General features: G+C 70.9%; 23 protein-coding genes. 18 read left to right on the top strand and 5 right to left on the bottom strand.

Features of this window, described 5'->3' with window-relative positions; all coding sequences use genetic code 11:
- A partial coding sequence (locus ISU07_RS21915) for an integrase core domain-containing protein (RefSeq protein ID WP_194708884.1) occupies nucleotides 1-87 on the top strand: 87 nt, incomplete at its 5' end.
- 164 nt (nucleotides 88-251) lie between these two features.
- Here the strand turns inward: ISU07_RS21915 and arcC are convergent.
- From arcC to ISU07_RS21900, 3 genes are read right to left on the bottom strand one after another with little or no spacing between them, the layout of a single operon-like run.
- Nucleotides 252-1,214 carry a carbamate kinase gene (gene arcC / locus ISU07_RS21910; RefSeq protein ID WP_194708976.1) on the bottom strand — a complete coding sequence of 321 codons (963 nt, stop codon included), beginning with the start codon at nucleotides 1,212-1,214 and terminating at the stop codon, nucleotides 252-254.
- A 1-nt stretch (nucleotide 1,215) separates the two neighbouring features.
- Nucleotides 1,216-2,217 carry an ornithine carbamoyltransferase gene (argF, locus tag ISU07_RS21905; RefSeq protein WP_194708975.1) on the bottom strand — a complete coding sequence of 334 codons (1,002 nt, stop codon included), beginning with the start codon at nucleotides 2,215-2,217 and terminating at the stop codon, nucleotides 1,216-1,218.
- 5 nt (nucleotides 2,218-2,222) lie between these two features.
- Nucleotides 2,223-3,404, bottom strand: coding sequence for an arginine deiminase (locus ISU07_RS21900; RefSeq protein WP_323742757.1), 1,182 nt, complete (start codon nucleotides 3,402-3,404; stop codon nucleotides 2,223-2,225).
- A 276-nt stretch (nucleotides 3,405-3,680) separates the two neighbouring features.
- Here ISU07_RS21900 and arcD point away from each other — a divergent pair, with 276 nt between their 5' ends.
- The 6 genes from arcD to ISU07_RS21870 all read left to right on the top strand — a co-directional run bounded on the left by arcD (nucleotide 3,681) and on the right by ISU07_RS21870 (nucleotide 11,043).
- A complete protein-coding gene (gene arcD / locus ISU07_RS21895; RefSeq protein WP_194708973.1) occupies nucleotides 3,681-5,150 on the top strand; it encodes an arginine-ornithine antiporter in 1,470 nt (489 codons plus the stop codon).
- A gap of 241 nt (nucleotides 5,151-5,391) precedes the next feature.
- The gene (locus tag ISU07_RS21890) at nucleotides 5,392-5,847 is read left to right on the top strand and encodes a pyridoxamine 5'-phosphate oxidase family protein (RefSeq protein ID WP_194708972.1); all 456 of its coding nucleotides are present in this window, start codon (nucleotides 5,392-5,394) and stop codon (nucleotides 5,845-5,847) included.
- Between the two features lie 92 nt (nucleotides 5,848-5,939).
- Nucleotides 5,940-7,412, top strand: a complete 1,473-nt coding sequence (locus tag ISU07_RS21885; protein ID WP_194708971.1) for a DUF4389 domain-containing protein — start codon at nucleotides 5,940-5,942, stop codon at nucleotides 7,410-7,412.
- Nucleotides 7,409-7,798: a hypothetical protein gene (locus ISU07_RS21880; RefSeq protein WP_194708970.1), complete on the top strand. Its 390-nt coding sequence runs from the start codon at nucleotides 7,409-7,411 to the stop codon at nucleotides 7,796-7,798. Before ISU07_RS21885 ends, ISU07_RS21880 begins: the two co-directional genes overlap by 4 nt.
- Before the next feature lie 52 nt (nucleotides 7,799-7,850).
- Nucleotides 7,851-8,516, top strand: a complete 666-nt coding sequence (locus ISU07_RS21875) for a response regulator (RefSeq protein WP_194708969.1) — start codon at nucleotides 7,851-7,853, stop codon at nucleotides 8,514-8,516.
- A gap of 100 nt (nucleotides 8,517-8,616) precedes the next feature.
- Entirely contained in the window at nucleotides 8,617-11,043 is a 2,427-nt protein-coding gene (locus tag ISU07_RS21870) for a phosphoketolase family protein (RefSeq protein ID WP_323742756.1), read from the top strand.
- 24 nt (nucleotides 11,044-11,067) lie between these two features.
- Here ISU07_RS21870 and ISU07_RS21865 read toward each other — a convergent pair whose 3' ends face one another.
- Nucleotides 11,068-11,355: an SHOCT domain-containing protein gene (locus tag ISU07_RS21865; RefSeq protein ID WP_228522379.1), complete on the bottom strand. Its 288-nt coding sequence runs from the start codon at nucleotides 11,353-11,355 to the stop codon at nucleotides 11,068-11,070.
- 210 nt (nucleotides 11,356-11,565) lie between these two features.
- Between ISU07_RS21865 and ISU07_RS21860 the strand changes: the two genes are divergently transcribed.
- The 11 genes from ISU07_RS21860 to nagA all read left to right on the top strand — a co-directional run bounded on the left by ISU07_RS21860 (nucleotide 11,566) and on the right by nagA (nucleotide 26,110).
- Nucleotides 11,566-12,240: a cytochrome b/b6 domain-containing protein gene (locus ISU07_RS21860; protein WP_194708967.1), complete on the top strand. Its 675-nt coding sequence runs from the start codon at nucleotides 11,566-11,568 to the stop codon at nucleotides 12,238-12,240.
- Nucleotides 12,241-12,297: 57 nt separating this feature from the next.
- Complete coding sequence (locus ISU07_RS21855) at nucleotides 12,298-13,728, top strand: putative nucleotidyltransferase substrate binding domain-containing protein (protein ID WP_194708966.1); 1,431 nt, start codon at nucleotides 12,298-12,300, stop codon at nucleotides 13,726-13,728.
- Nucleotides 13,729-13,872: 144 nt separating this feature from the next.
- On the top strand, nucleotides 13,873-15,312 hold the full coding sequence (locus ISU07_RS21850) for a cytochrome ubiquinol oxidase subunit I (protein WP_194708965.1): 1,440 nt from the start codon (nucleotides 13,873-13,875) through the stop codon (nucleotides 15,310-15,312).
- A gap of 10 nt (nucleotides 15,313-15,322) precedes the next feature.
- Complete coding sequence (gene cydB, locus ISU07_RS21845) at nucleotides 15,323-16,348, top strand: cytochrome d ubiquinol oxidase subunit II (protein ID WP_194708964.1); 1,026 nt, start codon at nucleotides 15,323-15,325, stop codon at nucleotides 16,346-16,348.
- The gene (gene cydD / locus ISU07_RS21840; RefSeq protein WP_194708963.1) at nucleotides 16,345-19,692 is read left to right on the top strand and encodes a thiol reductant ABC exporter subunit CydD; all 3,348 of its coding nucleotides are present in this window, start codon (nucleotides 16,345-16,347) and stop codon (nucleotides 19,690-19,692) included. Before cydB ends, cydD begins: the two co-directional genes overlap by 4 nt.
- Before the next feature lie 145 nt (nucleotides 19,693-19,837).
- Entirely contained in the window at nucleotides 19,838-20,893 is a 1,056-nt protein-coding gene (locus ISU07_RS21835) for a zinc-dependent alcohol dehydrogenase family protein (RefSeq protein ID WP_194708962.1), read from the top strand.
- A 37-nt stretch (nucleotides 20,894-20,930) separates the two neighbouring features.
- Complete coding sequence (locus tag ISU07_RS21830) at nucleotides 20,931-21,860, top strand: universal stress protein (protein ID WP_194708961.1); 930 nt, start codon at nucleotides 20,931-20,933, stop codon at nucleotides 21,858-21,860.
- Between the two features lie 182 nt (nucleotides 21,861-22,042).
- Entirely contained in the window at nucleotides 22,043-23,494 is a 1,452-nt protein-coding gene (locus ISU07_RS21825; protein WP_323742755.1) for a PTS ascorbate transporter subunit IIC, read from the top strand.
- Between the two features lie 17 nt (nucleotides 23,495-23,511).
- Nucleotides 23,512-24,288, top strand: a complete 777-nt coding sequence (locus ISU07_RS21820) for a PTS sugar transporter subunit IIA (protein ID WP_194708960.1) — start codon at nucleotides 23,512-23,514, stop codon at nucleotides 24,286-24,288.
- A gap of 4 nt (nucleotides 24,289-24,292) precedes the next feature.
- On the top strand, nucleotides 24,293-24,991 hold the full coding sequence (locus ISU07_RS21815) for a sugar isomerase domain-containing protein (protein WP_194708959.1): 699 nt from the start codon (nucleotides 24,293-24,295) through the stop codon (nucleotides 24,989-24,991).
- Nucleotides 24,992-25,009: 18 nt separating this feature from the next.
- Nucleotides 25,010-26,110, top strand: a complete 1,101-nt coding sequence (gene nagA, locus ISU07_RS21810) for an N-acetylglucosamine-6-phosphate deacetylase (protein WP_194708958.1) — start codon at nucleotides 25,010-25,012, stop codon at nucleotides 26,108-26,110.
- Nucleotides 26,111-26,134: 24 nt separating this feature from the next.
- Here nagA and ISU07_RS21805 read toward each other — a convergent pair whose 3' ends face one another.
- Nucleotides 26,135-26,635: a DUF2231 domain-containing protein gene (locus ISU07_RS21805; protein ID WP_194708957.1), complete on the bottom strand. Its 501-nt coding sequence runs from the start codon at nucleotides 26,633-26,635 to the stop codon at nucleotides 26,135-26,137.
- Between the last annotated feature and the right edge of the window lie 16 nt (nucleotides 26,636-26,651).

Raw genomic sequence — 26,651 nt, 5'->3', positions numbered from 1 at the left:
GCCCCCTGGCTCGAGCACTACAACACTCAACGCCGTCACAGCGCACTCGGAGGCCACCCCCCAATCAGCCGCCTGCTACCAACGTGATGGCCGGGTACACCTAGGGAGTCGACGAGCGATCGGTCGCCGCTACCGCCACGCGAGGTCGACTGACCCCTCTCGCACCCTGGCAACCCTGATTCCGATGGCTTTCAGGTCACTCGACGACGGAATACCCGACCGATCGCTCGGGTCGTGTGCCTGGGAACGCGCTATCGCGCGGCCTCAGGCACACGACCGGGCGACGTCGAGAGTCGGTCGTACTCACCGCTGGGCGTGATGAGGGTTCCGGCCCGACCCGCCACGATGGCCGATGCGTCGTCCAACGAACCGATGGCCGCCATCCCTCCCGTCCGCTCGACGAAGCGGCACACGGCGTCGACCTTGGGCCCCATGGACCCGCCGGCGAAGTCGAGGCGCCGGAGGTCCGCGGGTGTCGCGCGCAGGATGGGTGCCTGGTCCGGTCGGCCGAAGTTCCGCATCACGTGCTCGACATCGGTGGCGACCAGCAGCACGTCGGCGTCGAGCGCCTCGGCGAGGACGGCGCTGGTCAGGTCCTTGTCGACCACGGCTTCCACGCCCCGCAGCTCGCCGCGCTCGTCACGGATGACGGGAACCCCGCCACCTCCCGCGCAGACCACGACTGCTCCGCTCTCCAGCAGCAACCTGATCAGGCGGGTCTCCACGACCCGGCGAGGTCGCGGCGACCCGACGACGCGTCGCCAGCCGGCGCCGTCGGCCTTGACGGTCCAGCCGCGCTCTGCGGCCAGTCGGGTCGCCTCCTCGCGGGTGTACATCTCGCCGACGAACTTGGTCGGGTCGGCGAAGGCGGGATCGGCCGCCTCGACGAGGGTCTGGTTGATGATCGCGGCGACCTGCCGACCGGGCAGGCGGTTCTGCATCGCCTGGAGGATCCAGTAGCCGATCATCCCCTGGGTCTGGGCGCCCAGGACGTCGAACGGGTACGGCGTGGTCAGGTGCGGGTCCGACGCGCTCTGCAGGGCCAGGACACCGACCTGGGGGCCGTTGCCGTGGGTGACGACCAGCTCGTGCTCCTCCGCAAGCGGGGCCAGCGCCTCGACCGCGCGTCGTACGTTGGCCTCCTGCACCTCGGCGTCGGGCTTCTGCCCCCGCTGGAGCAGCGCGTTTCCGCCCAGGGCGGCCACGATGCGCACCTCAGGCTCCCAGCGTGGCCACGAGCACGGCCTTGATGGTGTGCATCCGGTTCTCGGCCTGGTCGAAGACGATCGAGTGCGCTGACTCGAACACCTCGTCGGTCACCTCGAGTGCCTCCATCCCGGTCTGCTGGAAGAGCTCCTCCCCCACCTTGGTGTGACGGTCGTGGAAGGCCGGCAGGCAGTGCATGAACCTGACGGCCGGGTTGCCGGTGGCCTTCACGGTGGCCATGTCGACCTGGTACGGCCGCAGGAGGTCGATCCGCTCCGCCCAGACCTCCTTGGGCTCGCCCATGGACACCCAGACGTCCGTGTAGAGGAAGTCGACGCCGGCGACGCCCTCGTGGACGTCCTCGGTGTGGAGGATGCGGGCCCCGGTCTCCTGGGCGATGCGTTGCGCCTTCTCGACGACGTCCTGGTGGTTCCAGAGCGACCTGGGCGCGACGATGCGCACGTCCATCCCCATCATGGCTCCCGCGACCAGCAGCGAGTTGCCCACGTTGTTGCGGGCATCGCCGAGGTAGGCGAAGGCGATCTCGCCGTCGTGCTTGTCGCAGTGCTCGCGCATGGTGAGCATGTCGCACAGCATCTGCGTGGGGTGCCACTCATCGGTCAGGCCGTTCCACACCGGCACCCCGGCGAGCTCGGCCAGCGTCTCGACGTCGGCCTGCGCGGCCCCGCGGTACTCGATGCCGTCGTACATCCGCCCGAGCACGCGGGCGGTGTCCGCCATCGACTCCTTGTGGCCGATCTGGGAGCCGGAGGGGTCGAGGTAGGTGACGCGGGCTCCCTGGTCGAACGCCGCGACCTCGAACGCGCACCGCGTGCGCGTCGACGTCTTCTCGAAGATCAGGGCGATGTTCTTGCCGGTCAGTCGCGGCTGCTCGAAGCCGGCGTACTTCGCGCGCTTGAGGTCGGCGGCCAGGTCGAGGAGGAAGGTCCACTCCTGCGGGGTGAAGTCCACCTCCTTGACAAAGCTGCGGTTGCGGAGGTTGAACGCCATCGTGCTCAGATCCCTTCTCGTTCGATGGGGCAGGTCATGCAGCGGGGGCCACCGCGGCCACGACCGAGCTCGCTGCCCTGGATCGTCACGACCTCGACGCCCTTCTTGCGCAGGTAGGTGTTGGTGGTGACGTTGCGCTCGTAGGCGACGACCACCCCGGGCCGGACGGCGAGGACGTTGCACCCGTCGTCCCACTGCTCGCGCTCCGCGGCCTGGACGTCCTGGGTGGCGGACAGGACGCGGATCTGCTCGATGCCCAGGGCGCGCGCGATCGCACCGTGCATGTCCTCGGCCGGGTGCGAGGTCACCGTGAGCTCGTGCTCGGCGTCACCGGGCTCGATGGTGTACGACGGCAGCATCCCGAGCCCGCCGTACTTGGTGAACGTGTGCTCGTCGACCATCGTCATGACCGTGTCCAGGTGCATGAACGCTCGCTTCTGGGGCATGGCCAGCGCGACGATCCTCGACGCGGCGCCGGCGCGGAAGAGCCTCCTGGCCAGCCGCTCGACGCCTTGGGGTGTCGTGCGCTCGCTCATGCCGACCAGGACGGCGCCGCGCCCGAGGACGAGGATGTCGCCGCCCTCCGTCGTGGCCTGTCCGTTCACGGTTCCTTCGGACCAGACGTTGAACCGTGCGTCGGCGAAGAACGGGTGCCAGCGGTAGATGGCCTCGTAGTGGATGGTCTCCCGGATCCTGGCCCGCTTGCGCATCGCGTTGATGGACACGCCGTCGTAGATCCAGGCCGAGGTGTCCCGCGTGAACATGTGGTTGGGCAGCGGAGGCAGCAGCAGGTCGTCCAGGGCCAGGGCCTGCACGACGACCGAGCTCGGCTCGTCGGTGCGGTCGAGCAGCTCGCGCTTGGTCATCCCGCCGATGAGGAAGCTGGCCAGCTCGGCGTCGTCCATCGAGCCGAAGACCCGGTGCAGGCTGTCCAGCGCCATCGGGCCGTAGACCCGCTCGTCGAGAGCCTCGTCCAGCACGTACTTGCGCGCCTCGGGGATCGCCAGGGTCTCGCACAGCAGCTGGTCGAGCATGTGCACCTCGACGCCGAGCTCGCGCAGCACCTGCGCGAACGCGTCGTGCTCCTGCTTGGCCCGGCTGACCCAGAGCACGTCGTCGAAGAGGTACTCGTCGTGGTTGGTCGGGGTGAGCCTCTTCAGCTCGAGGTCGGGTCGGTGCAGGATCACCTGTCGAAGGCGACCAACCTCCGAGTCGACGTGCAGGTTCATGGCGGCGTGCCCCCTTCGCTTGGTTCCCCCCACCTTCCAGCCGATGCCCTGCTGCGCAGATGGGCCAGAAGTCCCTGGGTCGAGGGTCCGTGGGCACGATCTCGAGCCGCCGGGTCAGCGTGCCGAAGGACCCGTTCGGGCGGCACTTTCGCCCCTGCCCGGAGCGGCACAGCGGGGAGAAGCCTGGGACCAGAGCAGGACCCTCCTGCCGTCTGCTGACTGAGGAGGCCACAGATGACCGTCCAAGTGACGAGGCCTGGTCCCAGCACGCCGAGGGCGACCAAGCGTCGTTCGGCCGCCGGGCTGGCACTACCCGCCCTCACCGCCCTCGTGGTGGGGTCCATGATCGGGAGCGGCATCTTCGCGCTGCCCTCCCAGATGGCCGGGAGTGCGGCCCCCGGTCCGCTGCTGATCGGCTGGTTGATCACGGGCGCCGGCATGCTGATGCTGGCCTTCGTCTTCCAGGGACTGGCGGAACGCAAGCCCGACGTCGACGGCGGCGTCTACGGCTACGCGCGGGCCGGCTTCGGCGAGTACGTCGGCTTCACCTCGGCATGGGGCTACTGGATCAGTGCCTGGGTGGGCAACGTCGCCTACCTGGTGCTGCTGATGGCCACCCTGGGCTACTGGTTCGACGGCTTCGACGGAGGCACGACCACCACCGCCATCGTGGGTGCCTCGGTCCTGCTGTGGCTCGTCCACTTCCTGACCGTCAGCGGCGTCAGGAACGCCGCGGCGGTGAACGTGGTCGTCACGGTGGCCAAGGTCGTCCCCATCCTGACCTTCATCGCGATCGCCGCCGTCGGGTTCAGCTCCGGCATCTTCACCGCTGACGTCTGGGGCCACGACGCCGGGCTCGGCACCACGATGGACCAGGTCAAGAACATGATGCTGGTCACCGTCTGGGTGTTCATCGGCATCGAGGGTGCGAGCGTCTACTCCCAGCGCGCCCGGGAGCGCAAGGACGTCGGCCGGGCCACCGTGCTCGGCTTCGCGGGCGTGCTGGCGCTGCTGCTCGCGGTCAACCTGCTCGCCTACGGCCTGATGGCACAGGCCGACATCGCCGGTCTCTCCGACCCGTCGATGGCCGGGCTTCTCGAGAACGAGGTGGGCTCGTGGGGCGCCGGCTTCATCTCCGCCGGGCTGGTGGTCTCCCTGCTCGGTGCGCTGATCGCCTGGGTGCTGCTGGCCGTCGAGATCCTGCGGCTGCCGGCCCTGGACCACGTCGTACCGAAGGGGCTGGCCAAGGAGAACGTCCACGGCGCCCCCGTCAGTGCGCTGTGGCTGACGAACCTGTGCGTGCAGGCCATGTTGCTGTGGACGCTCGTCAACGAGAACACCTACACCGACCTCATCTACCTCGCCACCTCGCTGATCCTGCTGCCGTACCTGTGGTCGGCCGCGTACCAGGTGAAGCTGGCCCTGACGGGTGAGACGTACGCCGACGGGCACGGGCGCACGCGCGACCTGCTGGTCGGTGCCGTGGCCCTGGGCTACGCGGTCTGGCTGGTGTACGCCGGCGGGTGGGAGTACGTGCTGGTCGCCGGCCTGTTCTACCTGGTCGGCACGGCGCTGTTCGTCTGGGCGCGGGTGGAGAGCCACAAGCCCGTGTTCACCAGCGTCGAGAAGATCCTGGTCGCGGTCGTCGCCGCCACGTCGGTGGTGGCCGTGATCGGACTGGTCCAGGGGTTCGTGTCGGTGTGACCTGACGCGTCCCCCGTCACTGCCACTCAGCGGTCCGGACCCCGGGGTCCGGGCCGCTGCCCTGCCCGGAGCTCGTCGGTTCCCGAGGGGTTCCCGTGTGCCTGAATCTGGGAGTCCCGCCGTACCGGGACCTCATGCCCTGGTGACCCCGGCCGGCTCGGAGGATCGTCGACGACACCCACGGGGGGTCCGCGAGCGACCTGACATCGACGAATGCCCCCCGGATGCCCTGGAGTGCGACATGGCCGTCCCCTACGAGCTGACGTACTCGGAGTGTCAGGCCCTCCTGCGCTCAGGAGTCTTCGGACGCATCGGGCTGTCAACGCCGCACGGACCAGCTGTGGTACCGGTCAACTACGCCGTCTCGGACAGCGCCATCCTCATCCGCACGGCGACGAACGGCCTGCTCGCGACGCACGGCCGCGGCGTGCGCGTCGCGTTCGAGATCGACCACGTCGACTACACCTTTCACCGCGGCTGGAGCGTGATGGCCCGCGGCACGACGACCATCGCGGACGATCCCGACGAGGTGGCCCGCCTCCCCTGGGGGTGGGAGCCCAAGCCCTGGGCCGGCGGAGACCGCCCCCTGCTCGTCACGCTGCCCTTGACCGAGCTCACCGGACGCCGGCTCGGCGCCGGCTGGAACCCGATGTCCGAGCTGCCGGGGCGCCGGGCCTGGTCTCAGCCACTTCCATGACCTAGGTCCCCACGCGAGCCGACCAGCGCCCCTGGGAGCACCCGGGACGTCGTCGCGACGATGAGAGGGACGACCGAAGGAGTTGTTCTGTGATGAGCGCCGTGACGTACCCGGTCCATGTCGACGCCGAGCTCGACAACAAGATGAGTCGCTGGCTGTGGCTCCTCAAGTGGCTCTTGGTGATCCCGCACTACGTCGTCCTCGCGTTCCTCTGGATCGCGTTCGTCGTCCTCAGCGTCGTGGCCTTCTTCGCGATCCTGTTCACCGGCCGCTACCCACGGAGCATCTTCGAGTTCAACGTCGGCGTCCTCCGCTGGCAGTGGCGCGTCTCCTACTACGCCTACGGCGCGCTGGGCACCGACCGCTACCCGCCGTTCACCCTGCGTGAGGTGGCCGACTACCCCGCCCACCTCCAGGTGGACTACCCCGAGCGCCTCTCCCGTGGCCTCGTCCTGGTCAAGTGGTGGCTGCTCGCCATCCCCCACTACCTGGTCGTGGGCCTGCTCGTCGGCGGCGCCGGCTACTTCTTCGAGAACGCCGACGACCGGTCCCGGCTGCTGGCGACCGGGCTGATCCCGCTGCTGGCGTGCGTGGCCGGCGTCGTCCTGCTCGTCACCGGTCGCTACCCGCAGGCCCTGTTCGACCTCCTCCTCGGACTGAACCGGTGGGTGCTCCGGGTCGCCGGCTACGCGGCCCTGATGACCGACACGTATCCGCCGTTCCGTCTCGACCAGGGGGGCCACGAGGGCGGCACGGGCACGGTCACCTTCGCGCCCGCACCCACACCGTCGACTCCTGCTGCGCCGACTCCTGAGGCGCCGGCTGCTCCTGCGCCGACTCCTCCTGCGCCGACCGGGGCACCGCCCCTGCCGCGCACGACCTCACGCTGGACGACGGGCCGGATCACCTCGGTCGTCGCCGGCTGCGTGTTCGCCGTCGTCACCCTCGGCCTGCTCGTGCCCGGAGTCGGACTGCTCGTCGCCGACCACACGCTCCGCGACGACAACGGCTTCCTGATGAGCCCGGAACAGACGCTCGAGACGTCCACCTACGCCATCCTGTCCGGCGAGCAGATGCAGGTCGGCGCTCCGTGGGAGCTGCCCCCGGCCGCGCTGCTGGGTGACCTGAAGATCACCGCCTCGGCCGGCGAGTCCGCGGACGTCTTCATCGGCATCGCACCGACGTCCGACGTCGAGACCTACCTCGCCGGGGTGGAGCACGTCACGCTCGTCGACGTACGCGACGGAGACGGCGTGTACCGGACGACGGCCGGCGACGGACGACCCGGAGCACCGGCGTCGCAGGACTTCTGGGCGACGACGTCCGCCGGTCCGGGCACCCAGGAGCTCACGTGGGAGCCCACCAACGGTGACTGGTCGGTGCTCGTCATGAACGCCGATGCCAGCAAGGGCGTCGACGTCGTGGTGACCGCGGGCGCCGAGGTCCCCGCCCTGCCCTGGATCGTCGCCGTCATGCTCTCGATCGCCGGCCTCACCCTGGTCGCCTCGGTGATCCTCATCGCGGTGCCGCTGCGGAGGGTCGGACGCACGAGCGGTGACCGGTGATGTCGTGGCTCCTCGCGGCGTTCCTGGTCGCGCACGGTCTGGCGCACCTGGCCGTGTGGCTGCCGCCGGCACCCGCTGACACCGAGCATGCGGCACCCTTCGCGCCGGATCACTCGGCGGTGCTGGCCGCGACCCGTGTGCCGCCGACGACGATCCACCGGACGGCTGTCTGGCTGGCCGTCGCCGCCGCGGTCGCCTACGTCGTCGCCGGACTGGCGGTTGCTCTCGGGTCCGGGTGGACGGTGCCGCTCGTCGCCACGGCCGCGGCTCTCCTGGGCCTGGCGCTCAAGATCCTGTTCTTCCACCCGTGGCTGAGCCTGGGCATCCTGTTCGACGCCGCCGTGCTCGTGTTCGCCGTCGGGAGCTGGCCCGTTGCGCTGACGTGAGTCCTCGTCGAGCCTGCTGGTGGGAAGTACGTCCCGGGGGTACAACGGGCCGATGGCGAACTACGTCTCGAAGTACCTGCACGTCTACCTCCTCGACGACCACGACATCGTCCGGCAGGGGCTTCGCGACCTGCTCGTCCCGGCGACGGACATCAACGTCGCGGGCGACTCCGGATCCGCACGTCACGCCATGCTCACCATCCCGAGGCTCGGGGTCGACGTGATGGTGCTGGACCTCCGGCTCCAGGACGGGACGGGGATCGAGGTCTGTCGCGCCGTCCGCTCCGCCGACCCGTCGGTCCGCGGACTGCTGCTGACGTCCTCCGGCGACGACGAGGCGCTGATGGCCGCGATCCTGGCAGGGGCTTCCGGGTACGTCGTGAAGCTCACCCGCAGCTCCGACATCACGACCGCCATCCGGAAGGTCGGCGCCGGCGAGACCCTGATCGAACCGACGGCCATGGCGCGGGTGAGCCAGCAGCTGATGCGGGGCGCGGACGAGCTGCAGCCTCCGCTGACCGGGGATGAACGGCAGCTGCTCGCCCTGGTCCTCGAGGGCCTCACGGACGCCGAGGTCGCCCACGAGGTGGGAGGCGAGCTGCACTCCGTGAGCGCCGCCGTCACTGCGCTCATCGAGCGAGTCATGCAGCCGGTACCCCCCGTGCGCGCGGCGGCCGGCCCGCTGCAGCCCGGACGGCATCGTCGCGCAGACGTCTGACGCGCACGCCGGGCACCCGTGCCGCGAGTCCATTGGACCCGGACCGATATGGACCAAGGTCACTGGATCGCACCGCGCGGCCAATGGTGTCATGGTCCCCGTGCCCGAGTCCGTCACCACATCGCCCCTGCCCACCCACCTCGACCGCTGGACCTACGACGACGACGAGCTCGAGCTCGACCTGCGCTGGTGGGCGGCCGCCAACTACCTGACCGTCGGCCAGATCTACCTGCGCGAGAACCCGTTGCTGCGCGAGCCACTGACGCTCCGGGACATCAAGCCGCGGTTGCTGGGCCACTGGGGCACCAGCCCCGGGCTGTCGATGATCTACACCCTCATCAACCGGGTGATCCGCGAGACCGACAGCGACTGGCTCTACGTCACCGGACCCGGACACGGTGGTCCCGCGCTCGTGGCCGCGGGGTGGCTGGAAGGGACGTACTCGGAGATCTACCCGCACGTCGGCGACGACGCGACCGGCATCCGCGCCCTGTTCCGCCAGTTCTCCTCGCCGGGAGGGGTGCCCAGCCACGTCAGCGTCCAGACGCCGGGCAGCATCCACGAGGGTGGGGAGCTCGGCTACGCCCTCGTGCACGCGGCAGGTGCGGCGTTCGACAACCCCGGGCTCACGGTCGCCTGTGTGGTCGGCGACGGCGAGGCGGAGACCGGGCCGCTGTCCGGCTCCTGGCACGTGCCCGCCTTCCTGAACGCACGGCGCGACGGGGCAGTCCTGCCGATCGTGCACGTCAACGGCTACAAGATCGCCGGCCCGACGTTGCTGGGCCGCAGCCCCGACGAGAACATCCTCGCCTACCTGCGCGGCCAGGGCTGGGACCCGGTCCTCGTCGCCGGCGACGACCCGCGTGAGGTCTTCCCGGCCCTGTACGCCGCTCTGCGCGGCGCGCAGGACCGGATCGAGTCGATGCGAGCCGCGGGTCGCTCCGGTGGCTCGCCGCAGGCGCAGCCACCGTGGCCCGCCATCGTGCTGCGCACGCCCAAGGGGTGGACCGGCCCCGACGTCGTGGACGGCGTCCAGGTCCAGGGCACCTTCCGCAGCCACCAGGTCCCCCTGTCGGGACTGGCCGAGAACCCCGACCACCTGCGCATGCTCGAGGAGTGGCTGCGGTCCTACGCACCCGAGACCCTCTTCGACGAGGACGGGAGGCTGGTCCCCGAGCTCAAGGCACTGGCACCTCGGGGCGACCGCCGCATGTCGGCCACGCCGTACGCCAACGGCGGGCGGCTGCGCGAGGACCTGCCGGAACTCGACCTCGCGGCGTACGCCGTGCCCGTCGACGCACCGGGCCAGGCGCGCGTCAGCAACACGTTCTCGTCGGGCGAGCTGATGCGCGACCTGTACGCCGCCACGACGCGACCGGACGGCGGCGGCACCTTCCGGCTCTTCTCGCCAGACGAGACCGCCAGCAACCGGCTGCAGGCCGTCTTCGACGTGACGGACCGGTGCTTCGTCGGGCAGGTGCTGGAGACCGACGACCACCTCAGCGCGGACGGCCGGGTCATGGAGGTGCTCAGCGAGCACCTGTGCCAGGGCTGGCTGGAGGGCTACACGCTCACCGGACGGCACGGCGTCTTCGCGACGTACGAGGCGTTCGCGATGGTGTCGGCATCCATGACGATCCAGCACGTCAAGTGGCTCCAGCACGCCCAGGAGCTGCCATGGCGTGACTCCGTGTCGTCGCTCAACGTGCTGCTCACCTCGACCTGCTGGCGCAACGACCACAACGGGTTCTCCCACCAGGGCCCGGGACTCATCGACGCGATGCTGCCCCTGTCGCCCGGCGTGGTGCGGGTGTGGCTGCCGCCGGACGCCAACAGCACGCTGTCGATCATGGACCACTGCCTGCGCAGCACCGACCACGTGAACCTGGTCGTGGTCGACAAGCAGCCGCACCTGCAGTACCTCACCCTCGACGAGGCACACCGTCACTGCGCCACCGGCGCCGGCGTGTGGACCTGGGCGGGCAGCTGTGCCGAGGACGAGCAGCCGGACATCGTGCTGGCCTGCGCAGGCGACGTGCCGACCCAGGAAGCGCTGGCGGCCGCCGAGCTGCTGCGCGACCACGTGCCCGACCTCAAGGTCCGGTTCGTCAACGTGGTCGACCTGATGGCCCTGCTGCCCGAGAACGACCACCCGCACGGGTACGCCGACAGCCAGTTCGACGACCTGTTCACGTCCGACAAGCACGTCGTGTTCGCCTTCCACGGCTACCCGCGGGCGATCCACCAGCTGATCCACGGGCGCACCAACCCGGGCCGCTTCCACGTCCGGGGCTTCAGCGAGCAGGGCACCACCACGACACCGTTCGACATGGTCGTGCTCAACCGGATGTCGCGGTACCACCTGGCGCAGGAGGTCCTGCGGCGGGCCACCCGACGGCCGGACGGCTGGGACGTGCTGCGCCGGCTGTGCGCGCATCGCCTCGCCGAGCACGAGCGGTACATCCGCGAGCACCTGGAGGACATGCCCGACATCGCGGGCTGGACGTGGCGCCCGGCCGACGCCTGAGGCGCCGCGGGGGTTCTCCCGCGGTCAGGAGCCGAGCAGCGCCCGGATGGTCTCGTACTCCTCGGGACTGACCTCTCCCCGAGCCAGCCGCAGGTCGAGCTCCTCCCGCGGCGACGGGGTACGTGGACGGTCGTGGGAGGTCCCGCTGGACGCCCGGACGTCCGAGACCCTGACCGCCCAGACGACGGCCGCGACGACCAGCCCCAGCAGGAGCATCCAGAGGAGGAGCATCACCCACGCGCCGCCACCCATCATGCCCCCGTAGGAGCCGTCCATCATGCGGTCCGGGTCCCAGCGGTCGCTTGCGAACATGTCCGTCACCACCCTTCTTCCCCACATCGTGCGCCCGGCGACCCGTCGGTCTCACCCTCGAAGGTCACGCACGCACGGGACCTTTGGCACCGACCCGCGGACCCAGGGGACCCTTCGCCCTGCCGCTCGGGCAGTAGGCCTCTGCCCGCCCGGCGCCCGGAGTGCTGCTCTGGAGGTGACGGGTCACGTGACGCGAGAGGCGGTAGTGCGATGACCGGGCCAGGCGCGGTGAAGGAACGAGTACAGAGCCGGACACCCGACGAGGCGGAGTGGGTATCGCGATTCGGGCTGACCGAGCGGTTCGCGCACTGGTGGACGGTGCTCATGGTGGCCGTGGCGCTGGGCACGGGCCTGGCCCTCGGCGACGACGAGGCGGAGTCGGGTCCCCTCCTGACGGTCCACTGGGGCGCCGTCGTCCTGCTCGGCACGGGACTTCTCGCCGCCCTGGTCCTCGGCAACACACGGGCGCTCCTGCGAGCCGCGGCGCAGCTGTTCAGCGTCGACCGGCGCGACGCCCTGTGGATCCGCGACCACGTACGGCGTCCTCTCGGTGACCGCGACCGTCACGAGTACGGCATGTTCAACCCGGCGCAGAAGGGCCTCGCGTGGGCACTGTCCGCAGCCGTCGCCGTGGTGATCTACACCGGCATCCGCGCGCTGTCGGCGGGTGGCGACGACGCCGCCGGACCGCACGCCACGGCGGTCGTGGTCGCCGCGGTGCTGCTGGGTGCTCACGTCTTCATGGCCGTCGTGAACCCGTCGACCAATCACGCGCTGGTCGGCATGGTGTTCGGCCGGGTCCGCCGTTCGTGGGCGGCCCGGCACCACGGCGGATGGCTCGACGACCTGGAGGACCGGCCCGACGAGGCGCGCCGGGACCGGTGAGCGACCGAGTCAGTATCCTCGGTCGCGGCCGGCCACTCCTCCAGGGAGGCACGCGCGATGGGAGAACGCACCACCCTCGGGGGCGAGTGGGGCGCCTCGACGGTCCGGATGAGGATGCGGCCGCTCGTCTGGGCGGGTCCGCGGGCAACCGTCGGCGAGGCTGCCCGGCTGCTGCACGACGCGGACGACTCGTGCGTGCTGGTCCAGCTGCCCGATGGGCTCGCCATCGCCACCGACCACGACTTCCGCGCGTCGCTCGCCGACGCGGCCCTCACCCGGGACACCGAGGTCGGCGCGATCTGCTCGGTCCCCGTCCGGACGGTCAACGAGCACGCCGACGCCCCGGCGGCCCTGCTGCAGATGGTCGAGCACGGCATCCATCACCTCGTCGTGACCTCTGACACCGGCGACCCGGTCGGCGTCGTGAGGCTCGTCGATCTCGCCTCGGCGGAGGTGCGCGATCCCCTCCTCGTACGACACCGGGTCGCTCGAGCGCAGAGCCTCGACGAGCTCCGCGGTGCGACCTCCACGCTCGACGACAGCGTCCTGGAGATGGCCGACAACGGCACCCCGGCGCTCCAGGTGTGCGGCGTGCTCTCCGCCGTGCGCGACCTGGTGGTGCAGCGCGTGGTGGAGCTGACTCCCGCCCCGGCGCTCGTGAGCAGCGTCTCCTGGCTGCTCCTCGGCTCGGCGGCCCGCCGCGAGGCGCTTCCCCGTTCCGACGTCGACACCGCCCTGGCGTGGCCCGCTGCCCTCGCCGACCGGCCGCACGAGGTGATGGCGCATGCCGAGACGGTGCTGGAGGGACTCGAGGCGTGCGGCCTGCCGAGGTGCCCCGACGGCGCCAACGCGACGGAGACCCTGTTCAGCCGCTCCGCGGAGGACTGGGCCGAGGCCACGCGCCGCTGGACCAGCCACCCCGAGTCCACGGGCGCCCTCCTGCTCGCCTCGATCGTGGCCGACAACCGCGCGCTGACCCACGTCGACCTCGGCAGCGACCTGATGCGGTCCATGCTGCGCGCGACCCGCGACCGCACCTTCCTCGACGCGCTCCTGGGCTTCACCCTGGACGCGCGACCGGCGCGGGGCCGGCTGCACGAGTTCGTGGTCGAGCGCACGGGCCCGCACAAGGGACGGCTGGACCTCAAGCGCGGCGCGCTGTGGCCGGTCGTGCTGCTCGGGCGGTGGATGGCCCTCGCCGCGGGCGACCCGACCGGGTCGACCGTCGACCGCATCAGGCGGGGCACCGCATGCGGGCTCCTCACCAGCGGCGAGGCAGAGGACCTCGTCGCCGCGTTCGAGCAGATGTTCCAGCTGCGTTTCGACCAGGAGCTGGCCGCCCTCGCGAGCGGCGAGCGGGCCGACAGCCACGTCCTGCCCGCGTCGCTGGACCCGCTGCGGCGCCGCTACCTCCACGACAGCCTCCACGCGGTGGCACGGATCCAGACCTCGATCCGCAAGGCCTGGTCGGCCACGGGACCCTCCTAGCCCCGAGACGCCCACGACGCCGGAGACCCCGGAACGTCGGGACCAACGTCCCGGGGCCGAGGGACGTTCCGCCGTGGGGGCCTGCCTCGGCCCCTTCCTACGTTGGGATCCGACCACCTGACCGTGCCCGAGACAGGACTCCCCGTGGACCCGACCGACATCGCCCGGTGGCAGTTCGCCATCCTCACCGTCTACCACTTCTTGTTCGTCCCCATCACCATCGGGCTCTCGGCCATCGTCGCCGGCTACCAGACGGCCTGGGTCCGCACCGACGACGAGCGCTGGCTGCGGCTGACCAGGTTCTTCGGCAAGCTCTTCCTGATCAACTTCGCCATCGGCGTGGTGACCGGCATCGTGCAGGAGTTCCAGTTCGGCATGAACTGGAGCGACTACTCGCGCTTCGTGGGAGACATCTTCGGTGCCCCGCTGGCCGTCGAGGGCCTGCTCGCGTTCTTCCTGGAGTCCACGTTCCTGGGCCTGTGGATCTTCGGCTGGGACCGCCTGCCCCGCAAGGTGCACACCGCATGCATCTGGCTGGTGCACCTGGGCACGTTGTTCTCGGCCTACTTCATCCTGGCCGCCAACTCGTGGATGCAGCACCCGGTGGGATACCGGTTCAACCCCGACACCGGCCGCGCCGAGATGGAGGACTTCGCGGCCGTGCTGTTCAACAAGGTGCAGCTGGTGACCTTCCCTCACGTCGTGCTGTCGGCGTACCTCACCGGCGCCGCCTTCGTCGTCGGCATCGCCTTCTGGCAGCTGGTCCGCGGCAAGCGGGAGGACGACGGTCTCTACCGCCTGGCGCTGCGCACCGGTGCCGCCGTCGCGCTCGTCGCGGCGGTCGGCGTCGCCGTGACCGGCGACATCCAGGGCAAGATCATGACCGACGTCCAGCCGATGAAGATGGCAGCCGCCGAGGCGCTCTACGAGACCGAGACCAACGCCGGCTTCTCACTGCTGACCGTCGGCAGCCTGGACGGGAGCGAGGAGAAGTTCTCGATCAAGGTGCCCGGGCTGCTGTCCTTCCTGGCCACCGGGGACCTCGACGGCAAGGTCAAGGGGGTCAACCAGCTGCGTGAGGAGTACGAGCAGACCTACGGGCAGGACCCCGGCGAGAAGTACTACTCACCGAGCAGCTACGTCCCCAACATCCCCCTGTCCTACTGGACCTTCCGCCTGATGATCGGCACCGGCGTCCTCGCCGCCGTCGTCGCCGGCTGGCTCCTGCTCGCGACGCGCAGGGGGCGGAGGCCGCGAGGCAGGACCATCATGTGGGCCGCGCTCTGCCTGCCGTTCCTGCCGCTGCTCGCGAACTCCTTCGGCTGGGTCTTCACCGAGATCGGACGCCAGCCCTGGGCGGTCTTCGGGCTGATGACCACCGCGTCCGGCGTCTCGCCCGGCGTCAGCACCTTCGAGGTCACCACCTCCTTGACGCTGCTGACGCTGCTGTACGCCGTGCTGGCGGTCATCGAGGTCAAGCTGATGTTCACCTACATCGCGCGCGGCGCCGACCCCGCACCCGAGACGACCGACGTCCACGACCCGGACGGCGACGCCGACCGGCCGCTCGCCTTCGCGTACTGAGGAGCTCGCCATGGAACTCACCACGATCTGGTTCGCCCTCATCGCCGTCCTCTGGATGGGCTACTTCGCGCTGGAGGGGTTCGACTTCGGGGTCGGCATGCTGCTGACGGTCCTCGCCAAGGACGACACCGAGCGCCGCGTCCTCATCAACACGATCGGTCCGGTCTGGGACGGCAACGAGGTCTGGCTCCTGGTCGCCGGCGGCGCGACGTTCGCGGCCTTCCCGGAGTGGTACGCCACGCTCTTCAGCGGCTTCTACCTCCCGCTGCTGCTGATCCTGGTCGCCCTCATCGTCCGCGGCCTGGCCTTCGAGTACCGCGCCAAGCGCGACGACAGCGCCTGGCGGAGCCGCTGGGACCTCGCCCTGGTCATCGGGTCCCTCGTCCCGTCCCTCCTCTGGGGCGTCGCGTTCGCCAACATCCTGCGCGGCGTCCCCATCGACGCCGACAAGGAGTACGTCGGCGGGTTCTTCAACCTGCTCAACCCCTACGCCCTGCTGGGCGGTGCGATGACCCTGCTGCTCTTCCTCACCCACGGCGCGATGTTCATCAGCCTGAAGACCGACGGCCGGATCAGGCATGCCGCACGCGAGCTGGCGTGGAAGGTGGGTCTGGCCGCCGCGGCGGTCGCCGTGGCCTTCTTGTTCTGGACCCAGCTCGACACCGGGACCTTCGGCTCGGCCGTCGCCTTCGTGCTGGCCGCCGGCGCCCTGGTCGCCGGGCTGCTGGCCGTCCGGGCCGGGCGTGAGGGTTGGGCGTTCCTCGGCACCTTCGTGACGCTCGCCGTCGGGGTGGCAGGCTTGTTCCTGGCGTTGTTCCCGGACGTCATGCCCACGAGCCTGTCGGGCGGTCTCGGCCTGACCACGACCAACGCCGCCGCCACGGACTACACGCTGAAGATCATGACCATCGTGGCGGTGGTCTTCACGCCCGTCGTGCTGGCCTACCAGGGCTGGACCTACTGGGTGTTCCGCAAGCGGATCTCCGTGCACCACATCCCCCAGGCCGCCGACGCCTCGTCGTCCTCGGTGTCGTGAGGCCCTCGGACCCGCGGCTGCGTCGTCTGCTGAGACCCGCCGCTCGGCCGCTCGCCGGCGTGCTGGCCGGCGGCCTGGTCACCTGCCTGCTCGTCGTCCTCCAGGCCTGGGTCGTGACCGACCTGGTCGTCGCCGCGGTCCGCGGCGAGGACCTGCGTACGGCGGCGTGGGCGGTGGTCGCGGTCCTCACGGTGCGCGGCCTGGTCACGTGGGGCGGCGAGGTCTGCTCGGCGGCGGCCGCCGCCACCGTCGGCACCGACCTGCGCCGGCAGCTGATGACCGTCGCGGCCGATCCCGGGACCGTCGGGCGCAGCGGCGAGCTCACGGTGCTGGTCACCCGCGGCGTGACCGCGGTCGAGCCCTACGTGACGCGCTACCTGCCGGCCGTGGTCCTCGCCGGGGTCCTGCCGCCGCTCACGGTCATCGCCATCGCCACCCAGGACCTGCTGAGCGCCGTGATCGTGCTCGCGACCCTGCCGCTCGTCCCGGTGTTCGGGGCGCTGATCGGGCTGGCCACCCGGGACCGCGCCCGCGAGCAGTGGGCCGCCATGGGCGCCCTGTCGGGTCACTTCGTCGACGTGATGAAGGGACTGCCGACGCTGGTCGCCCATCGCCGGGCCCGCGCCCAGTCCGAGCGCATCGGCGAGGTCACCGAGAGGTACCGGGAAGCCTCCATGCGCACGCTGCGGATCGCCTTCGCCTCGTCCGCAGTCCTCGAGCTCGTCGCCACGCTGTCGGTGGCGCTGGTGGCGGTGACGGTCGGCGTGCGTCTCGCGGCCGGCTCGCTGGGGCTGCACACCGCGCTGGTGGTGCTGCTGCTCGCGCCCGAGGCCTACTGGCCGCTGCGGCGGGTAGGTGCGGAGTTCCATGCGGCCGCCGAGGGCGTGGCGACCTTCGAGGCGGCGCACGCCCTGCTCGAGGCGAAGCACGAGCCGGCTGCGGAGGACGGTGGCGCCGCGGCGCCGGGCGCCGACCTCGTCGTGGACCATCTCGGCGTCACCTACCCGGGCCGCGCGACCCCAGCACTCGCGCCGCTCGACACGACACTGTCCGCTCGGGGCGTCGCCGTCGTCACCGGACCGTCCGGCTGCGGCAAGTCGACCCTGCTCGCCGCCCTGGCCGGCCTGGTCGAGCCCACGCACGGCCGGCTGCTGTCGGGTGGGCGTCGCGTGGGCGGCCGACTGTGGCAGGAGCAGGTGGCCTGGCTCCCCCAGCGGCCCGTGTTCGTCGAGGGGTCGGTGGCCGACAACCTGCGGCTGGCGGCCCCGCTCGCCGATGCGGACCGGCTCTGGGAGGCGTTGCGACGGGTGGCGCTCGAAGAGCGTGTGCGTGCCCTTCCTCGGGGTATCGACACCGTCCTCGGGGAGGACGGGGCGACGCTCTCGGCCGGGGAACGGGCGCGACTCGCCCTGGCGCGGGTGGTCCTCGCCGAACGGCCCTGGGTGCTGCTCGACGAGCCCACCGCCCATCTCGACGACCTCACCGAGCGGGTCATCGCCGACACGATCGTCGAGCTCGGTCGCGAGTCGGCCGTCGTCGTGGTCGCCCACCGTGCCGCGATCGTGGCGCTGGCGGATCGGACGCTCGAGCTCGGACGGCCCGCCGCCCCGCAAGGCTCCGCACCACCGGCCCCCTCGGAGCCGCGCGCGGCCGCACCGACGCCGCCTCGGGCACCGGCGGAGCCGGTCTCCCGGGATCCGTGGCCGCTCTGGGCCAGCACGCTGGTCGGTGCCCTGGCGTCCGCGTCCGGTGTCGCCCTGACGGCCACCGCCGGCTGGTTGATCGTCCAGGCCTCCACCCGCCCCGGGGTCCTCACGCTCCTGGTGGCGATCGTCGGCGTCCGCACCTTCGGACTGGCGCGACCCGTGCTGCGGTACGTCGAGCGGGTGCGGTCGCACGACTCGGCCCTGAGGATGCTCGCGCGTCGGCGGGTCCAGGTCTACGACGCGGTCGTCCCCCTGGTGCCCGCCCGGCTCGGCCGCCGCCGGGGTGACGTCCTGAGCTCCATCGTCGACGACGTGGACTGCGAGGTCGACCGCGAGCTCCGCGTGCGCGCCCCCGTCCGCTCCTACGTCCTGGTTGCCGCACTGGCCGCCGCCGTCGCTGCGCTCGTCCTCCCGGCTGCTGCCGGTGCGATCGGCATCGGCGCGCTGGTCGCCGGAGCGGGCGGCTGGTACCTCGCCCGGTTCGGCGCGCGTCGGGCCGAGCGCGACCTGGTGGCGGCCCGTGCCGAGCTCTCCACCGCCGTCCTCGACACCGCCCAGGTGGCGACCGAGCTGCGCATGTGGCAGGCCACGGACACCGCGACCGCCAGGATCGCGGCCGTCGCGGACCGACTCGGCTCCGCCGGGCGCCGCGCGGCCACCTGGCTCGGTGCGGCCCGCGCCCTGGTGCTGGTCACGAGCGGCGCCGCGATGGCGGCGACGGCCGCCGTCGGTGCCCCTGGTCTGCGCGCGGGCGAGCTGTCGGCCCCCATGCTCGCGCTCCTGGTGCTGGTACCCCTGGCTCTGGCCGACGTCGCCGCGGCCGTCCCCGATGCCGGCGCCCTCTCGGTCCGCACCGCCGCGGCCGCCGCACGACTCGACCGCCTGGCCACCACGGCGCCTGCCGTGCGCGACACCGTGGCGACCGGCATCCCGACCTCGTCGGACGTGGCGCTCGTCTCGGCGCGGGCCCGGTGGGAGCCACACGGCCCCCTCACGACCCCCGCCTCCCTGACGGTGCGCCACGGAGAGCGAGTGGCGTTGGTCGGAGCCTCGGGGACGGGCAAGAGCACGGTGGCCGCGCTGCTGCTGCGGTTCCTCGACCCGGCCGAGGGCGTCGTCGACGTCGGCGGGGTCAGCGCTCGCTCGATCTCCCTGGACGACGTACGCAGCCGCGTCGGACTGGTCGACGACGACCCCCACGTCTTCGCCACGACGGTCGTCGAGAACGTCCGGCTGGCGAGGCCCCATGCCACCGACGACGAGGTCGAAGCCGCGCTACGACGGGCGCACCTCGGCGGATGGCTCGACTCCCTTCCCGAGGGACTCGACGCGTGGATCGGCGAAGGGCACGCCGGAGTCTCGGGCGGCGAACGCGCCCGGATCGGCCTGGCCAGGTCCCTGCTGGCCGACCACCCCGTGCTCGTGCTCGACGAGCCGACCGCCCACCTCGACCACCCGACCGCGCTGGCCCTCGCCGAGGAGGTGCTCTCGGGGTCTCGTGAGCGGGCCGTCCTCTGGATCACCCACGCCCACGTCGGGCTCGACCTGGTCGATCGCCTCGTCACGCTCGGCGACGTCCCCGCTGCGGTGCCCGACCCCGGCCGCCTGCACCCGGACCCGCGACGCAGTCAGCCCTAGGGGGTACGGCGCTCTCGTCGGGACGTCTGCAGGTGGCGCTCGGGACCTTCGGCCCTCCACGGGCCCACGCCGCCGGCGAAGACTGAACGTGGTCAGCGGATGCCGGTCATCGCAGCGCGGCCGTCGAGACGAAGGAGACTCAGTCATGAAGGCGCTCGTGTACCACGGCCCTGGCAAGAAGGCGTGGGAAGAGGTGCCGGACCCCCAGATCCAGCAACCCACGGACGTCATCGTCCGGGTCGACACGACCACGATCTGCGGTACTGACCTGCACATCCTCAAGGGAGACGTCCCGGCCGTCGCCGAAGGACGCATCCTGGGCCACGAGGGCGTGGGCACGGTCACCGAGGTCGGCTCCGCCGTCTCCACGGTCGAGGTCGGCGATCGCGTGCTGATCTCCTGCATCTGCTCGTGCGGCAGCTGCTCCTACTGCCACCAGGGCCTGTACGCGCACTGCCTGGCCGACGAGGGCGCCTCCGGCATCGGCTGGATCCTCGGGCACCTCATCGACGGGACCCAGGCCGAGTACGTCCGGGTGCCGTTCGGTGACAACTCCCTCTACAAGCTCCCCGCCGGCGTCAGCGACGAGGCGGCGGTCATGCTGTCCGACATCCTGCCCACCGGGTTCGAGATCGGCGTCCGGTACGGCAAGGTCAAGCCCGGCGACGTCGTCGCCGTGGTGGGTGCCGGACCGGTCGGGCTCGCGTCGATCATGACCGCGAGCCTCTACGGAGCCGCCCGCATCATCGCGCTGGACCTCGACGCCAACCGGCTCGAGAAGGCCAAGGCGTTCGGCGCCACCGACGTGGTGAACAACGGCGACGCGGACTGGATCGACCAGGTCAAGGCCATGACCGACGGCTTCGGCGTCGACGTGGCGATCGAGGCCGTGGGCATCCCGCAGACCTTCGACGCGTGCACGAAGATCGTCCGTCCCGGCGGGTCGGTCGCGAACGTGGGCGTGCACGGCGCTCCCGTCGAGCTGGCCCTCCAGGACCTCTGGATCATGGACCTCTCCATCACGACCGGGCTGGTCAGCACCAACACCACGCCGATGCTGCTCAAGCTGGTCGCCCAGCACAAGCTCGCAGCCGAGGACTTCGCCACCCACCGGTTCACGTTCGAGCAGGTCCTCGACGCCTACGACACGTTCGGCCGTGCGGCCGAGACGAAGGCCCTGAAGGTCGTCATCAAGCGCTGAGCCGGGCCTGGGCCCACCGCACAGAGAGGAACCCGACATGAACGTCGCACGCGACGCCATCGTCGTCGCCGTCGGTGTCGACGGCGCAGAGGCAGCCCTGCAGTACGCCGTGATCGAGGCGCGGCGTACCGGGCGACCGGTCCACCTGGTCCACGTGCTCCAGCTGCCGGGAGTCCAGGCCTACGCCGGCGGGTACGGCGCGGCGATGGAAGCCTCCAGGGAGGTCCTCGACAAGGCCCTCGCCGCGGCTGCCCACCTGGCAGGCGACGACGTGTCCGTCACGGGGCACCTGATCGACGACGGCTGGGTGGTGGACGACCTGGTCCGGGGGACGGTGGGCGACCGCATGCTGGTGCTCCAGCACCGTGCGTTCAACCCCCTCCACCGCTTCGTCACGGGGTCGATCGTCCAGGGTGTCGCGGGACGGGCCCACGTCCCCGTCGTCTCCGTTCCCGAAGGCTGGACACCGGGGTCCTCCACGGTCGTCACGGCGGCGGTGCAGGACCCGGTGGAGGCACCCGGCCTGCTGCGGATCGCCTTCGAGGAGGCTCGCACGCGGTCCCAGGAGCTGGTCGTGCTGCATGCCTGGTGGCTCGCCTCCGGGTTCGACGTGGCCGTCGTCGACGAGACGATGCGCAGCGACTGGGCCGCCCGCAGCCGCGCCGAGCTCGAACCGGTGCTGAGGTCGCTGCGCGCGGAGTTCCCCGACGTGAGCGTCTCGGTCGAGATCCGGCACGCACCACCCGTCGAGGCGATCCTCGATGCGGCCCGGACCTCCGACCTCGTGGTCATGGGGCGCCGGCACCACCGCCTCCCCCTGGCGAGCCACCTGGGCCCGGTCGTCCGCGCGGCCATCGCGCACGCGAGCTCGCCGGTCCTGGTCACGCCCGAGCTGGCCGTCCCGGGCAGGCGCTCGGTGGAGCCCACCCGTCCGTACCGCTCCGAGGAGCTGACGGCGTACTCCTGAGGACCTCGCGCACTCCCGGATGCCGAGGACCCTCGGCCCCGGACGCAGCGGTGTCCGGGGCCTTGTGGTGTCCGGGGGACGAACTGCCCAGGATCTGGGGCTATTGGACTCTGCACCCGGACCGCGCCGGGCCACCACGATCGCAGTAGGAGTCTTCTGCGTGTTGCTGGGAGGTGGCGTCTGTGAACGGATTTGAGAAGACTTTGGAGTGGATCGCCAACAACGTGTTCAACGAGGTCGCGATCCTGATCGGACTCATCGTCGTGGTGGGGCTGCTTCTGCAGAAGAAGCGGTTCGAGGAGATTCTCTCGGGCGCCATCCGGGCGACGGTCGGCGTCTACGCGATGTTCATCGGCATCGGGGTGTTCGTCGGGGGCCTCAGCGCCTTCCAGGCGATCACCGCGAGTGCCTTCGGCAAGGAACCCCCGACATCAGGGGTGACCCTCGACGAGTTCATGGCCGACAAGGGGTCCGTCATCGCGATGGTCATCACCGTCGCGTTCCTGATGCACCTGCTTCTCGTCCGCGTGCTGAAGCTCAAGTTCGTCTACCTGACCGGTCACCTCATGTTCTGGATGAGCGTGGTCGTCACGGCCTCGCTGACGGCCGGCTGGGGAAGCATGGGCAAGTGGACGATGATCCTGATCGGGTCGGCGATCGTCGCCACGTACTGGACGATCCAGCCCATCGTGATGCAGAAGAAGATGGAGCGTGTCATCGGGTCCCAGGACTGGGGCTACGGACACACGAGCGCCTCCGCGGCCTACATCGGCGCGGCGATCGGCGAGAAGATCGGTGACCCCGAGAAGCAGGACACCGAGAAGCTGAAGATGCCTCGCTGGCTGTCGTTCTTCAAGGACGTCAACGTCAGCACGGCCGTCGTGATCATGGCGATCATGCTGGTGTCGATGGCGTTCGCGGACCCTGCGGTCTACAACGCCCAGGCCGACACGTACAGCGCGACCATGAACCCGTGGGTGTGGGCCATCGTGTCCGCGCTGCGGTTCGCCGCCGGTATCGCGATCCTGCTGTTCGGCGTGCGGATGTTCCTCGCCGAGATCGTCCCGGCGTTCAAGGGAATCAGCGACAAGCTGATCCCGGGTACGCGGCCGGCTCTGGACTGCCCGACGGTGTTCCCGTACTCGCCCACCGCGGTGATGATCGGCTTCCTGTCGAGCACCGCTGTCTTCCTGGTGCTGATGTGGCTGTTCCCCGCTCTGGGTTGGTTCGGCGGGTTCGTGCTCGTGCCGCCGATGATCATGCTGTTCTTCCCTGGCGGCGCGGCCGGTGTCTTCGGCAACAAGCACGGAGGCTGGCCGGGCGCTGTCGCGGGTGGCGCGGCCAACGGCCTGTTCCTCGGGTTCGGACAGGCGATCACCTGGCACCTGCTCACCAACACCGGGCCGCAGATGGCGACCCTCGCCGACCCCGACTGGTACATCGTGAACTGGGCGATCCTCTTCGTCCGGCACCCGTTCGGCTTCGCCGACGGCTACCAGGGGTTCGTGACGGTGTTCGGCTGGCTGCTCTGCCTGGCGGTCGCGTACGGCGGCTACTCGCTGTACAAGCGGTTCAAGGGGCAGAAGCCCGTCGCAGCCGCTCCGTCCGAGCAGCGTGAGCTGCACCACGTCTGACGAGGAAGGTGAGTCCGATGCCAGGACGCAAGGGCGTGGACGAGGACCTCGAGGTCATCACCGTCTGCGGCGTAGGGATGGGAACGTCCCTGATCATGCGGATGACCGCCGAGGAGGTCTTCAAGGCCCTGGGTCTCCGCGCCCACGTCCTGGCCACGGACGTCTCGTCAGCACGCGGCATGCCGGCCGACATGCTGATCGGCCAGAGCATGCACACCAGTGAGTTCGTCGACGGCCGCGTCCCCATCGTGGTCACCGTCGACAACTTCATCGACAAGGTCGAGATGCGGGAGAAGATCCTGGCCGGCCTGAGCTCGGCGGGATGGGGGGACGCGCAGACTCCTCCCACCGTCGGGGCTCGGGTGCACGTCACGGCCGGCGACTGGGCCGACGCAGTCCATGCGGCGGCCCAGCTGCTGGTCGACACGGGCGCGGCGACGCCCGCGTACGCCGACCGGTGCGTGCAGATCGTGCGTGACCAGGGCCCGTACATCGTGGCCCTTCCCGGCGTCGCTCTCGCACACGCGCGTCCGGAGGACGGGGCGCGCGCGGTCGCGCTGACGGCCGTCACCCTCGCCGTCCCCGTCCGGTTCGGCCACGCCGCCAACGACCCGGTCGACGTCGTCCTCGCCTTCGCCTCCCCTGACCACGACGCGCACGCCGGCATGCTGTCCGCGCTGGCGCACCGGCTCGCGGACGGCCTCGGCGACAAGCTCCGTGCCGCGACGTCGAACGGCGACGCCGTGGCTGTCCTGAACGAGGTGATCGAAGATGTCCGCACGCCAGTTCGCTGAGCACATGCGTTCCCACCTGGCCCGGGTGGCCGAGACGAACGAGGAGGTCCTGGACCGCGTCGCGGCCAAGATGCTCGACGTCATCTCCTCCGACGGGCTCATCTACGTCGGCGGCACCGGTCACTCGATCTCGCTGATGCTCGAGTCCTTCTACCGGGCGGGTGGGCTCGCCTGCGTGCAGCCGCTGTACCACCCGGGACTGCTCCCGCTGCACGGCGGTGAGGACAGCTCCCTGGCCGAGAAGACGTCCGGGTTCGCCCGGATCCTCGTCGACCGCTACCACCCCACGCCCTCGGACCTCGCCTTCGTGTTCTCCAACTCCGGCGTCAACGCCGTCCCCGTGGAGCTGGCCGACGAGCTGCACACCAACGGCACGCCCGTCGTCGCCGTGGTCTCGATGCCGCACCTCACCCAGGCCCCGCTGCGCGGTGACCACAAGATCGACGCCGTCGCCGACTTCGTCATCGACACCCTCGTGCCGTACGGCGACGCGGCGTACCCGACCGCGGACGGCGCGACCACCGCTGGGCTCTCGTCCCTCTGCGGGATCTACATCTGGAACCTGCTGCTGGTGCGGCTGGCCGACCTGGCCGCCGACAAGGGCGTCCAGCTGCCGATCTTCACCTCCTCCAACGTCGCCGGCGGAGCCGAGCGGAACGCGGACCTGTTCAAGCACTACCGGCAGCAGGTGCCTCTGCTGTGACCTCATGAAGGGGCTGTCATGACCAGGTTGGGAGTCTCATCCGCACTCGTCGACGGCGAGGTCGTCCACGGTGACGTCGAGATCGAGGAGGGCCTGATCACCTCGGTCGGGGTGTCGCCGGCCGGCCGCACCGGTGTCGCCGTACCCGGGTACGTCGACCTGCAGGTCAACGGCTTCGGTGACGTGGACTTCCTCGCCGCCGACGTGGACGGCTACCGGCACGCCGGTGACGTGCTGCTGTCGACCGGGGTCACGGCGTTCCAGCCGACCCTGGTCACCTCCCCCGTGGAGGACCTGGTCGACGCGATCGACGTCGTCGCCAAGGCCCAGCCACAGGTGCGCTGCAGGGTCCTCGGCGCGCACCTGGAGGGGCCGTTCATCTCGCCGACGTTCAAGGGCGCCCACGACGAGCGCTGGATCATCGCTCCCGACCTCGCCGTGGCGGAGCGGCTGTGCGCCGGCGGCGTCGTGACGACGATGACGATGGCGCCCGAGCTGCCCGGTGGCCTCGACCTGCTCCGGTGGCTGCTCGAGCACGACGTGCTCGTCTCCATCGGCCACACCGACGCCGACGCCGCCACTGCCCACGAGGCCTTCGACGCGGGGGCCCGCTCCGTCACCCACCTGCACAACGCGCAGCGACGGTTCGGCTCGCGCGATCCCGGGATCTCGGCCGTGGCCATGACCCGCGAGGACGTGACCGTGGAGCTGATCCCCGACCTCGTCCACCTGTCGCGGGAGTCCGTGCTGCTCGCGTGGCGGGCGGCTCGCGGACGGCTCGCCGTCGTCACCGACGCCATCGCAGCGGCGCCGAGGTCGACGGGTGAGTTCCGGCTGGGCGACCGCACGATCATCGTCTCGAAGGACGCCGCCCGTCTGCCCGACGGAACCCTGGCCGGCAGCGTCCTCTCGATGGACAAGGCCGTCCGCAACCTGATCGGCATCGGGATCCCGTGGACCGAGGCCGTGCGCGCCGCGACGACGACGCCGGCACGGCTGATCGGGCGCGAGGACCTGGCCACCCTGCGCCCGAGGACAGCCGCGGACGTCATCGTGCTCGACGACGACTTCGCGGTGACCCGGACGCTGGTCGACGGCCACGAGATGTGGGCCTGCTGAGACGACAGGCGGGCGGCCGTGGGCTCAGGACCCGGCCGACACCCGGTTGCCCCATGCGGCGCGGGCGCCGGAGTCACCGACCCGGTAGACCTGCACCGAGGTGGCCAGCGACGCGACGGCGGCGAGGACGGCGACCGCCATCGTCAACGTCCTTCGCTTCGGATCGGCGGGCGTGTCCACGCGGTCGGCCGAGTCGTGCCCGGACGCACGCGCGCGTCGGTCCAGCCACACGAGCGCCGCACACGTGACGAGGAGGGGGATCGCGAACCAGATCAGCTGGTCACCCAGCTCGGCGTGCTCGCCGGGGTTGCCGACGCGGTGCTCGAGGGCCTCGCCGCTGGAGGTCGCCACCGGGATGAGCACCGTGGCCGCGGCCGCGCACGCCACCACGAGCACGCCGTACCGCCGGCGCCAGGCCGGTTTCACGGCGATCGCCAGGGTGCCCAGGCAGGCGAGGGGCAGGAGCACGACGACGGCGTGCACCACGAGGGCGTGCACGGGGAGGCCGTTGATGAGGTCGAACACGTTGGTTGATCCCTTT

Origin of the sequence: Nocardioides islandensis (genome assembly GCF_015352455.1) — a bacterium.
Classification (GTDB): Bacteria; Actinomycetota; Actinomycetes; order Propionibacteriales; family Nocardioidaceae; genus Nocardioides; species Nocardioides islandensis.
Note: the sequence above shows the minus strand (reverse complement) of the source record. Positions and strands in the feature narration are given on the sequence as shown.

Bases quoted from the DNA above. Each gene is read 5' to 3' on its own strand.
- ISU07_RS21875 (WP_194708969.1), top strand. From the start codon at position 7,851: ATGGCGAACTACGTCTCGAAGTACCTGCACGTCTACCTCCTCGACGAC.
- ISU07_RS21890 (WP_194708972.1), top strand. From the start codon at position 5,392: ATGGCCGTCCCCTACGAGCTGACGTACTCGGAGTGTCAGGCCCTCCTG.
- nagA (WP_194708958.1), top strand. From the start codon at position 25,010: ATGACCAGGTTGGGAGTCTCATCCGCACTCGTCGACGGCGAGGTCGTC.
- ISU07_RS21865 (WP_228522379.1), bottom strand. From the start codon at position 11,355: ATGTTCGCAAGCGACCGCTGGGACCCGGACCGCATGATGGACGGCTCC.
- arcD (WP_194708973.1), top strand. From the start codon at position 3,681: ATGACCGTCCAAGTGACGAGGCCTGGTCCCAGCACGCCGAGGGCGACC.
- ISU07_RS21860 (WP_194708967.1), top strand. From the start codon at position 11,566: ATGACCGGGCCAGGCGCGGTGAAGGAACGAGTACAGAGCCGGACACCC.
- ISU07_RS21855 (WP_194708966.1), top strand. From the start codon at position 12,298: ATGGGAGAACGCACCACCCTCGGGGGCGAGTGGGGCGCCTCGACGGTC.
- ISU07_RS21830 (WP_194708961.1), top strand. From the start codon at position 20,931: ATGAACGTCGCACGCGACGCCATCGTCGTCGCCGTCGGTGTCGACGGC.
- ISU07_RS21885 (WP_194708971.1), top strand. From the start codon at position 5,940: ATGAGCGCCGTGACGTACCCGGTCCATGTCGACGCCGAGCTCGACAAC.
- argF (WP_194708975.1), bottom strand. From the start codon at position 2,217: ATGGCGTTCAACCTCCGCAACCGCAGCTTTGTCAAGGAGGTGGACTTC.
- ISU07_RS21815 (WP_194708959.1), top strand. From the start codon at position 24,293: ATGCGTTCCCACCTGGCCCGGGTGGCCGAGACGAACGAGGAGGTCCTG.
- ISU07_RS21820 (WP_194708960.1), top strand. From the start codon at position 23,512: ATGCCAGGACGCAAGGGCGTGGACGAGGACCTCGAGGTCATCACCGTC.
- ISU07_RS21835 (WP_194708962.1), top strand. From the start codon at position 19,838: ATGAAGGCGCTCGTGTACCACGGCCCTGGCAAGAAGGCGTGGGAAGAG.
- cydB (WP_194708964.1), top strand. From the start codon at position 15,323: ATGGAACTCACCACGATCTGGTTCGCCCTCATCGCCGTCCTCTGGATG.